Here is a 10,483-nt window from a genome sequence, read left to right on the forward strand (position 1 = left end):
CCCAAGATCCACCGACGGAGATCGCCGTTTCGGGCCGGAAAGTGAGGTCCAACCGCACCTTCCGACCCGAAACAGCCATCTTGGCCCGCAAGCGGGGCACCGGGCCGCGGAGGCCGGTGCGCCCACGCCGCCAAGGCAGGCCGCGGGTCAGGCCTCCTTGAGGCCGTAGCGGCGGTAGACCAGGCCCAGGGGGCCGGGGGCCCACCAGTTCCAGCGGCCCAGCAGGCGCATCGTGGCGGGCACCAGCACCGCCCGGACCAGTGCCGCGTCGATGGCCACGGCGACCACCATCCCGACGCCGAGCACCTTGATCGTCGTCGTGCCACCGGTCGCGAACCCGCCCAGCACCACCATAAGCAGCAGTGCCGCGGCGGTGATGATCCCGCCGGTGCGCTGCAGCCCGGACGCGACGGCCTGGGTGTTGTCCCCGGTGGCGTCCCACTCCTCGCGCACCCGCGACAGCAGGAACACCTCGTAGTCGGTGGCCAGTCCGAACAGGACCGCCAGCATCAGCACCATGTTGCCGGGCTCCAGGAAGCCGGTCACGGTGAAGCCGAGCCAGTCCGACAGGTGCCCGTCCTGGAAGATCCAGACGACCACCCCGAACGACGCCCCGATCGAGATCACGTTCATCACGATGGCCTTCAACGGCAGCACGACCGAGCCGAATGCCAGGAACAGCAGCAGGAACGTGCTCACCGCGACCATGCCGAGCATCCACGGCAGCCGCCCGCCGAGCGAGTCGAGCTGGTCCAGGTCGGCCGCGGTCCGCCCGCCGACCAGCATCTGTGTCCCGTCGGGCACCGGCAGGTCCCGGATCGCCTGCACGACCTCGCGAGCACTCTCGTCGGCCGGCTCGCCGGGGTACGACGCTGTGATGAGGGTGGCGTCCCCCTTCTGCGCCGCGATCATCGCGCCGGGCACGTTCTGCACGGCCTGAATGCGGGTCAGCATGGTGTCCGCCCCGGGGCCGAGGATCAGGACGCTGATCGGGGCGGCGCTGCCACCGGGGAACTCGTCGGCGATGCGCTCGGTGACGGTGCGCGACTCGGTGCCCGCGGGCAGCACTCGCTCGTCGAACCCGCCGAACTGCGCCCGCAGGAACGGGGTCGCGGTGAGCGCGAGGATCGCGGCGACGCCGAGGGCGTACAGCACGGGCCGGCTCATCACGCTGCGGGCGATGCGGGCCCAGCCGCCCTCACCGGCCGGACGCGCCTGGAACAGCTTCGGCAGCGGTACGCGCCATGCGTTGATCTTCGGGCCGAGCACGGCCAGCAGCGCGGGCAGGGCGGTGAGCGCGGCCAGCATGGCGACGAGCACGGCGGCCATGCCACCCCAGGCCATGGACTTGAGGAAGTCCATCGGGAAGATCAGCAGGCTGGCCAGGGCGAGCGCCACGGTCAAACCCGAGACCAGCACGGTACGCCCCGCGGTGGCCAGCGTGTGGGCGACCGCGTCCGCGGGGCTGCGCCCGGCGGCCAGCTCTTCTCGGAACCGGCTGACCACGAACAGCGCGTAGTCGATGGCCATGCCCAGGCCGAGCATCGTGATGATGTTGACGGCGAACACGGACACGTCGGTGACCTGTGCGAGCAGGCGTACCGCGATGAACGCGCCGAGCACGGCGAGCACGCCGACGAACAGCGGGGTGGCCGCGGCGACCAGGCCGCGGAAGATGAACACCAGCAGCACCAGCAGGATCGGCAGGCTGATCAGCTCGGCCTTGGTGATGTCGTCGTTGATCCGCGTGTTCGCGTCGTCGAGGAACGGGATGAGCCCGCCGACCTCGGTGTGCAACCCGTCGGCGACCAGGTCGTCGCGCAGCACGGCGAGATCGTCGAGCTTGCTGTTCTCGTCCCCGTCCCGCAGCTGGATCGCCAGGTAGGTGGCGTGCCCGTCGGTGGAGGTGAAGCGGCCGGGCACGCCCGGGGTAAACGCGCCGACGACGCTGGCCACCTCGGGCCGCCCGGACAGCTCCGTGGCGACTGCGGTCACCGCGTCCCGGAACGCGGGCTGGTCCTGGGTCAGGCTGTCCGAGGAGTACAGCGCCAGGATGTCGACGTCCTGGCGGCCGAGCTGGGCGGTGATCTCCCGGTGCGCCCGGCTGGACGCGCTGCCCGGGTCGTCGAACCCCCCGCTGATCAGGTCGCCGAACACGCCGCCGCCCCACGACGCCCCGATGACCAGCACCGCCGCGGCTATGCCGAGCACCAACCAGCGCAGCCGCACCACGGCTCGCCCCCACCACGCGAACATCGCGTTCCTTCCCGGAACAGATATCATTGTTTACGCCACTCATTTGAGTGAACGGTGTTTACTTTCGCGGACGACGTTCACTCCGGTCAAGGGAGCTCCATGTCGGACACCTCACACCGCCGCGAGCGCCTGCGCGAGCGCACCTTGATCGAGATCAAGGACCTGGCGCGGGCGCAGCTGGTCGCGAGCGGGCCGGCCGCGATCTCGCTGCGTGCCATCGCCCGGGAGATGGGGATGACCGCCGCCGCGCTCTACCGGTACGTGCCCGCGCTCGACGCGCTCGTCATCGAGCTGTGCACGGACCTGCACAACGAGGTGCGGCTCGCCTGTGAGGCGGCCCGCGACGCGGACCCGGACCCCGATCCGCTACGGCGGCTGCTCGTCATGGCGCGCGAGCTGCGGCGCTGGGCGCTGGCGCACCGGCCCGAGGCGACCCTGATCTTCGGGCCGCCGCTGCCGGGCGTCGAGCAGTTCCACCAGCAGTGCGACGACCTGCAGTGCGCGGGCGCCCAGCTCGGCCAGATCTTCGTCGAGCCCATGCTGGAGCTGTGGCAGGCGGGCCGGCTGCCACAGCTCCCCCACGTCGACCTCGACCGGCTGGCCGGGGCGCTGCCCGCGCACGGCGAGCTGCCGATCGAGGTCACCGCGGTCTTCCTGACCTCCTGGATCCGCCTCTACGGCGTGCTCGCCGCCGAACTGTTCGGCCAGCTCACCTGGGCCGCCACCGACACCGAACCCCTCTTCGAAGCCGAACTCGCCTCCTTCGCCGCCCAGATCCCCCCGGCCGCCTCCCCCTCTGCCGCAACTCTTGAAGAGTCGCGGCCTCAGGCCAGCCCGGAGCCCGCAAGTCTTTAAGAGTTGCGGCGCGGTGGGACGCCGGGCGGGCAGGTTGGGGCAGGTGGGTGGTGGAGTGGGCGGCGGGTGACTGATTCGCGGCTCAGGAAGGTAGGCTCGCGCGCTATGACGAGCAACACAGCCGTTCCCCAGCTGCCCGACCGTGCCCGCGTGGTGGTCGTCGGCGGCGGCATCATCGGCACCTCCATCGCGTACCACCTGGCGCACATGGGCTGCAAAGACGTGGTGCTGCTGGAGCGGGACAAGCTCACCTCGGGCACCACGTGGCACGCCGCCGGTCTCATGGTCACCTTCGGCTCGATGTCGGAGACCTCGACCGAGATGCGCAAGTACACCCGCGACCTGTACAGCCGGCTGGAGGCCGAGACGGGCCTCGCCACGGGTCTGAAGCAGGTCGGGTTCGTGCAGGTGGCCACGGACGCGGACCGGCTGGAGGAGTACCGCCGGGTGTCGGCGTTCAACCGGCTGTGCGGCGTGGACGTGCACGAGGTCTCCCCTGGCGAGGTCAAGGGTCTGTTCCCGCTGGCGAACGTCGACGACGTGCTGGCCGGGTTCTACGTCGCCGAGGACGGCCGGGCCAACCCCGTCGACGTCACCATGTCGCTGGCCAAGGGCGCCCGGATGCAGGGCGTACGCATCATCGAGAACGTGCCCGCCACCGGCTTCCTGAAGCAGGGCAACACCGTCACCGGCGTACGCACGCCCTACGGCGACATCGAGGCCGAGTTCGTGGTCAACTGCGCGGGCATGTGGGCCCGCCAGCTCGGCGAGAAGGCCGGCGTGAACATCCCGCTGCAGGCCGCCGAGCACTACTACCTGATCACCGAGCCGATCGACGGCATGCACGGCGACCTGCCGGTGCTGGAGGACCCGTCGTCGTACGGCTACTTCCGCGAGGAGGGCGCCGGGCTGATGATCGGCCTGTTCGAGGCGCTGTGCGCGCCGTGGAAGGTCGAGGGCATCCCGGACACGTTCTCCTTCGGCGAGCTGCCCCCGGACTGGGACCGCATGGCGCCCTACCTGGAGAAGGCGATGGCCCGCATCCCGATCTCGACCGAGGTCGGGGTGCGCAAGTTCTTCTGCGGCCCGGAGAGCTTCACCCCCGACCTGGCCCCGATCGTCGGCGAGGCCCCGGAGCTGAAGAACTACTTCGTCGCGGCGGGCCTGAACTCGATCGGCATCCTGACCGGCGGGGGCATCGGCCGGGCCATGGCGCACTGGATCCTGAACGGCCGCCCCGACATCGACGTGACCGGCATGAACATCGACCGGCTGCACACGTACCAGAGCAACCCGGCCTACCGGGCGACCCGCACCGTGGAGTCGCTGGGCATGGTCTACGCGCCGCACTACCCGGGCAAGTCCATGGAGACGGCTCGCAATGCCAAGCTGTCCCCGATCCACGAGCGCCTGCGCGCACGGCGCGGCTACTTCAAGGACGTCAGCGGCTGGGAGAGCCCCGACTGGTACGCCCCGGAGGGCCAGGAGCCCAAGGTCGAGAAGCTGTCCTGGGGGCGGCAGAACTGGTTCGGCCACTGGGCGCAGGAGCACCGGGCAGCCCGCGAGGGCGTGATCCTCATGGACATGTCGTTCATGGCGAAGTTCCTGGTGCAGGGGCGCGACGCGGGGGCGGCGCTGGAGCGGCTGAGCGCGAACCGGGTCGACGGCGAGCCGGGGATGATCACGTACACCCAGTGGCTGAACGAGGGCGGCACGCTGGAAGCCGACCTGACCGTCACCAAGCTGGCCGACGACCGGTTCTGGGTGGTCGCCTCCGACACCGCGCACCGGCACGTCGAGACGCGCATGCGCCGGCACTTCGAGGCGACCGGGGCGCACGCGTTCGCCACCGACATGACCGGGGCGTACGCCCAGATCAACATCCAGGGGCCGCGGTCGCGTGAGCTGCTGTCCGCCGTGACCACGGCGGACATGTCGAACGAGGCGTTCGGGTTCCGGACGGCTCGCGAGATCGACCTCGGGTTCGCCCGCGCGCTGTGCATCCGGATCACCTACCTGGGCGAGCTGGGGTACGAGCTGTACATCCCGGCCGAGCAGGCGGTGCACGCGTACGACCGGCTGGTCGAGGCCGGGCGGCCGCTCGGGCTGCGGCACGCGGGCCTCAAGGCGCTGTCCAGCCTGCGGATGGAGAAGGGCTACCGGGACTACGGGCACGACATCGACAACACCGACTCGGTGCTGGAGGCGGGGCTCGGGTTCGCGGTCGCGCTGGACAAGCCGGGCGGGTTCATCGGGCGCGACGCGGTTCTCGCGAAGAAGGCCGAGGGGCCGCTGCGCCGCCGCCTGCTCCAGATCCTGGTCACCGACCCGGACGCGATGATGTTCCACGCCGAGGTGGTGCGGCGGGACGGGGTGCCGGTGGGCTACATCAGGGCCGCGTCATACGGCCACACGCTCGGCGGGGCGGTCGGGCTCGCGATGATCGACGCCGGGGACGTACCGCTCGACCAGGCCTGGATCGACGCGGGAACGTGGACCGTGGAGATCGCCGAGCGGGTTTACCCCGCCACGGCCTCCCTGCGCCCCCTCTACGACCCCAAGAACGGCCGCATCAAGATGTGACGGCGCCCGGCCCCGCCTTTTATAGACGTTGGCCTATCTGGATGACTTTTTCGCGATCGGACTCATCCAGATAGGCCAACGTCGTTGCAAGGCGGCCCCCTCGGCGCGCCCTGCCGGTGCCCGGCGGGGTTCGGGGGTCTGAGAACCCCGCCGGGGCTTGGGGGGTGGGGTCAGAAGTTGCCGGTGTAGAGGAGGCGGTTCGGGGAGCCGCTGCCCGGGGAGCCGACCACGCCCGTGGTGGCGTTGGCGATCAGCGCCGCCTGCACCTGGGCGGGCGTCGCACCCGGGTTGTTCTGCAGGTACAGCGCGACCGCGCCGGCCACGTGCGGGGTCGCCATCGAGGTGCCGCTGATGGTGTTGGTCGCGGTGTTGTCGGTGAACCACGACGACGTGATGTTCACCCCGGGCGCGAAGATGTCGACGCAGGTGCCCCGGTTGGCCCAGGAGACCTTGCTGTCGTTGGTCTGCGTCGCCGACACCGTGATCGCCTCGGGCACCCGGGCGGGCGAGTAGTTGCAGGCGTTGGCCGCGAAGATGCCCAGGATGCCGTTGCCGGCCGCGATGGCGTACGTGACACCGTCGGCGATCGACGCCTTCACCGCGTTGTCCAGCACCGTGTCCGCGCCGCCGCCGAGGCTCATGTTGGCGACCGCGGGCTCGCCCGGGTCGTGGTCGGCGGTCACCCAGTCGATGCCCGCGACGACCTGCTCGGTGGTGCCGCTGCCCTCGGCGTCCAGCACCCGCACCGCAACCAGGGTCACGCCCTTGGCCACGCCGTACGTGGTCCCGCCGACGGTGCCCGCGACGTGGGTGCCGTGGCCGTTGCCGTCGTCGGCCGTGCCGCCGTCGATCGCGTCGAACCCGGAGACGGCCCGCCCGCCGAACTCGCTGTGCGCGAACCGGATGCCGGTGTCGATGATGTACGCCCGCACCGACGACGCGGTGTTCGAGTAGGTGTAGGAGTTGCTCAGCGGCAGGTTGCGCTGGTCGATGCGGTCGATGCCCCACGTGGCGGGCGACTGCGTGGCGCTCGCCCGGTGGACCATGTTGGGCTGCACGTAGGCGACGGACGCGTCGGCGGCGATGCGGCGGGCGGCGAGGGCGCTGCCACTGAAGGAGAAGCCGCGCAGGCCCGCCCGGAACGTCTTGCGCAGGCTCGCCCCGTGCCGCCCGGCCAGTCCGGTCGCGGCGGAGACGTCGGCGCCGGGCTTGAGGACCACGACATAGCTGTCGGCCACGACCTCGCCGCTGACGGCGAGCACAGCCGCCTCCGGGGGCGCGGCGGCGGCCGCCGCGGGCAGGGCGGTGGCACCGGCCAACAGCACCGCGACACCCAGCACGAACGTGCGGGCACGTTTCATGGTTGGTTCCTCCCCTGTCAGGCCGGCGGCCCGAGGCACTGGCTCGTAGCTCGTGGCAGGACCCGCCGGAACTGTGTTTTGGAGGAACGTATACAGCGATTATGAATATTTGAAGACTTATGTTTATCGCTGTCTTGCTATTCACTGGGAAGGTTGGAGACCTGTCCCCCGACCCGGCGACGTCCCCGACTACCTGCCATCCCTCGGCTTGACCTGCATAAACGCCAACGGACCGAGCTGCGGCGCAGTGACGGGAGGCCAGGTCTTGACCGCGTCGGCTTCCATGGCGGGGACACGGGGAGTACGGGATGCAGACGACGGCACAGCGGTGGTCCACCGGACTCGGCGCGCGGGTGGAACAGATCCTGCGGCTGGCCGAGAAGCAGGCTGAGACCACCGCACGGAGGCCCGCAAGGAGGCTCAGGAGATCGTGGCGGCCGCCCACGCGCAAGCCGCCCGGATCAGGGGCGAGTCCCGCTGATCGGGGCGGTCTACGGCAGCGCCGCGGCTACCCGGCCGGGGTCGCGGCGGGCTGGTCCTGCGCGCCCGACGCCGGCTGTCCGGCCTTCTCGGACCGGATCTCGTGGCCGACGCTGGTCAGGCAGCGGCCGGTGGCCAGGTTCCACTTCCAGCCGTGCAGCTGGCAGGTGAGCTGGTCGCCCTCGACGATGCCGAACCGGGTCAGGTCGGCCTTCAGGTGCGGGCAGCGGCGCTGGAACGACCAGCCGTCCACGGTGATGTCCTCGGCGTCGGGCCGCTGCGACTCGTACCAGCCCTCCGCGTACTGCAGGCGCTCCTCGGACAGGCACTTGAAGAACGCGTACACGAACTCGTTGTACTGCCCGATCCGCGCCGCGGAGAAGCGGCAGGACAGGAACAGCGAGTTGACCCAGTCGCCCTCGTCGATGTGCAGCAGGTGCTCGATGAGCCGCCGCTCGGTCCGGAACCGGTAGCGCACCTTCTCGTCCGCCGCGATCCGGACCTCCTTGTTCGGGAAGTCCACCAGGATCGACTCGATCAGCTCGCCCGCCGGGTCGGTCAGGTCGAAGCGCACCGGGCCGCCCACCCCCTGGGCCAGCCGCACCGACTCGTCCAGCAGCGGCTCGATGCGTGCCTTCATCCCGGCCAGCACGTCGATCTCCGGGTGCGACCAGGACGCCTTCTCCCGCTCGATGACCGTCCGCTGCCGCTCCTGGTACGCCTTGAGGTGCTCCTCCTTGCGGGCGAAGAACTCGTCCAGGTCCGGCACCGGGTGCGTGGTGTCGCACGCGTCGGCGGTCAGCGTCGACACCGAGCCCGGCAGCAGCACGACGCCGTTGGTCCCGCCGACCTTGGCGTACTCCCGGAGGAAGTCCGACTGGTCCGGGAAGATGTTGCCCTCGTCGCCATGGATGTCGTTGAACTGCCACAGCTCGTCGTCGAGGAAGCACGGCGGGCCCGCGATCGGGAAGACGTGCGACGCCTTCAGGTCGTCGATGTAGCGCCAGGTGCGGTCGTACTGCCGCTCGCGCTTCTGCTTGCCGAACGCGGTCTTGGCGGCCTGCGGCAGCTCGTAGACCATCGGGTACCAGATCGCGCCCGAGAACTGCAGCATGTGCGCGTGCACGTGGCCGAGCTCGGTGAAGCGGATCAGGTCGGTGGGGCGGGCGTCGTTCTGGTTGAGCACGCGTACGCCGTCGTGCTCGACCCACAGCGACGAGTCGCCGATCGGGCCGTCCGTCGGCGAGATCAGCGCCTGGATCATGATCTTCAGGCCGCCGTCGAGCTCGTGCACCTCGTCCGACACGGTCTTGAAGAACTTCGTGAAGCCCAGCGCCCGCAGCTCGTCCTCCAGCTGCGAGGTCGGGTACTCCGGCAGCAGCACGGTGGCCTTCTTGCTGACGAAGCGCTTCAGGTGCGCCGCGTCGAAGTGGTCCCGGTGCAGGTGCGACACGTACAGGTAGTCGACGTCGCCGAGGTGCTCCCAGTCGAGCTGCGAGTTGTCGGGGAAGGGGAACCACGAGGCGAAGTACGCCGGGTTCACCCACGGATCGCACAGGATCGAACCCGCCGCCGTGTCGATCCGCATGCTGGCGTGTCCCGTACCGGTGATCCGCACTGCCCGTTTCCCTTCTCGCCCCGTAGTGGACCTGATAGACGCTACCTGAGCGCTCCGGCGGGCCCGTCCACCGCCACCTCGCCCGCGGGATGCCGGACTCCCCCCGAGCTCTGGATCACGCCATGCCAAACTGTATTGCCGCCACCGCGACGCTCGCCGTCGGCGGAGGCCTGGAGTCGAGAGAGAAGGACCTGATCGTGGCCGCAGAAGAGCCGGTAACCTCGCCCGACCAGCACGCTCCCACGCCGGTGAAGGCCGCCCGGATCGCCGGGACCGTGGTGATCGTCATGCTGCTGCTGATGCTGTTCGGCAACCACGAGGGCAATGTCGAGTCCATCTGGCTGATCGGCACCGCCGGGATCCTCGCCGCGATCATCATCATCGACGTCGTGCTGCGCCGCAACGGCCTGCGCGACTGACCTGCCCTGCGCGGCTGACCTGCGAAGAACGGCCCCGGCCGCGCCCCGCGAAGGGCTGCGGCCGGGGCCGTCGTGCTTTCGCCGGTCAGCGCCGGCCGACGATGTCGCGCACCTCGCGCAGCGCCTGCTCGACCTCGGCCTCGTAGTAGCCGCCGGGCACCAGGTTCAGGCGGCCCGCGTCGAGCTCGCCCTCGTTGACCGTGCCGCCGGTGCGCCCGGACAGCGAGCCCAGGACGTTCTCGAACAGCCGGTCGACCTGCTGCGGGTCGTAGCCGCTGCCGAACCGGCGCAGCTGGAACGTGCGCCGCAGCTGGTCCACCCGGGCCAGCTCGCCCGTGTAGGCCGGGCCCGCGGGCGCGGCCGGCGGCGGGGGCGGCGGAGGCGCGAAACCGCCGCCGCCACCGTACGTGGACGGGTTGGCCGAGGCGGGGGGCACCGCGCCGAACGTGTTCGTCGCGTCGTTGTCGTATCCGCCGCGCTGCGGCGCGCCGCCGTACACCGGCTGCTGCGCGGTCACGGAGCCGAAACCGCTGCTCGGCCCGTACGGGTCGACACGCGGGGGCTCGTTGCGGGGCGGCTCCGGCATGCGCGGCGGCTGCGGCCGCTCCATCCGGATCTCGCTGGTCATGTCGGCGCGACCGTGACCGCCGCCGAAGCCGTCGAAGCTGCCCTGCGGGCCGGGCGGCACCGCGGGAGCCTGCTGCTGGCTGCCGGGACCGGGGCCCATCGAGCTCTGGCCCGCGTATGAGGGCTGCTCGTCGAAGCGCGGCTGCTCGTAGCGCGGCAGCGCGCCGGTCGGCGCGTTGGCGGCCGGGGTGCGGGTCGGCAGCGGCGGGGGCGGCGGGCCCATCCGGTCCGGCACGGGCGCGGGGGCCGGCGTCGGGCCGGCCAGGCCGGCCCGCAGCTCGGCG

The 10,483-nt window shown here is 70.9% G+C and carries 6 protein-coding genes and 1 pseudogene; 3 read left to right on the top strand and 4 right to left on the bottom strand.

Features of this window, described 5'->3' with window-relative positions:
- Positions 1-147 precede the first annotated feature (147 nt).
- Complete coding sequence (locus F9C41_RS15635; RefSeq protein WP_155387473.1) at positions 148-2,256, bottom strand: MMPL family transporter; 2,109 nt, start codon at positions 2,254-2,256, stop codon at positions 148-150.
- 99 nt (positions 2,257-2,355) lie between these two features.
- Between F9C41_RS15635 and F9C41_RS15640 the strand changes: the two genes are divergently transcribed.
- Both F9C41_RS15640 and F9C41_RS15645 read left to right on the top strand, forming a co-directional pair.
- Positions 2,356-3,111, top strand: a complete 756-nt coding sequence (locus F9C41_RS15640) for a TetR/AcrR family transcriptional regulator (RefSeq protein ID WP_155387474.1) — start codon at positions 2,356-2,358, stop codon at positions 3,109-3,111.
- A gap of 105 nt (positions 3,112-3,216) precedes the next feature.
- Positions 3,217-5,694 carry a GcvT family protein gene (locus F9C41_RS15645; protein WP_155387475.1) on the top strand — a complete coding sequence of 826 codons (2,478 nt, stop codon included), beginning with the start codon at positions 3,217-3,219 and terminating at the stop codon, positions 5,692-5,694.
- A 170-nt stretch (positions 5,695-5,864) separates the two neighbouring features.
- On the opposite strand, the gene F9C41_RS15650 is transcribed toward F9C41_RS15645, so the two are convergent.
- Both F9C41_RS15650 and F9C41_RS15655 read right to left on the bottom strand, forming a co-directional pair.
- Entirely contained in the window at positions 5,865-7,055 is a 1,191-nt protein-coding gene (locus F9C41_RS15650; RefSeq protein WP_155387476.1) for a S8 family peptidase, read from the bottom strand.
- A 508-nt stretch (positions 7,056-7,563) separates the two neighbouring features.
- A complete protein-coding gene (locus tag F9C41_RS15655) occupies positions 7,564-9,147 on the bottom strand; it encodes a Rieske 2Fe-2S domain-containing protein (RefSeq protein ID WP_196279791.1) in 1,584 nt (527 codons plus the stop codon).
- A 203-nt stretch (positions 9,148-9,350) separates the two neighbouring features.
- Here F9C41_RS15655 and F9C41_RS15660 point away from each other — a divergent pair, with 203 nt between their 5' ends.
- Complete coding sequence (locus F9C41_RS15660) at positions 9,351-9,572, top strand: DUF2631 domain-containing protein (protein ID WP_230689646.1); 222 nt, start codon at positions 9,351-9,353, stop codon at positions 9,570-9,572.
- 85 nt (positions 9,573-9,657) lie between these two features.
- On the opposite strand, the pseudogene F9C41_RS40680 reads toward F9C41_RS15660, so the two are convergent.
- Positions 9,658-10,483, bottom strand: a pseudogene (locus F9C41_RS40680) (DivIVA domain-containing protein); the annotation flags it as partial.

Source organism: Catellatospora paridis (assembly GCF_009720365.1).
Classification (GTDB): Bacteria; Actinomycetota; Actinomycetes; order Mycobacteriales; family Micromonosporaceae; genus Catellatospora; species Catellatospora paridis.

What these genes read in the sequence shown, in the direction of transcription:
- F9C41_RS15635 (WP_155387473.1), bottom strand. Translation starts at nt 2,256, where the DNA reads ATGTTCGCGTGGTGGGGGCGAGCCGTGGTGCGGCTGCGCTGGTTGGTG.
- F9C41_RS15640 (WP_155387474.1), top strand. Translation starts at nt 2,356, where the DNA reads ATGTCGGACACCTCACACCGCCGCGAGCGCCTGCGCGAGCGCACCTTG.
- F9C41_RS15645 (WP_155387475.1), top strand. Translation starts at nt 3,217, where the DNA reads ATGACGAGCAACACAGCCGTTCCCCAGCTGCCCGACCGTGCCCGCGTG.
- F9C41_RS15650 (WP_155387476.1), bottom strand. Translation starts at nt 7,055, where the DNA reads ATGAAACGTGCCCGCACGTTCGTGCTGGGTGTCGCGGTGCTGTTGGCC.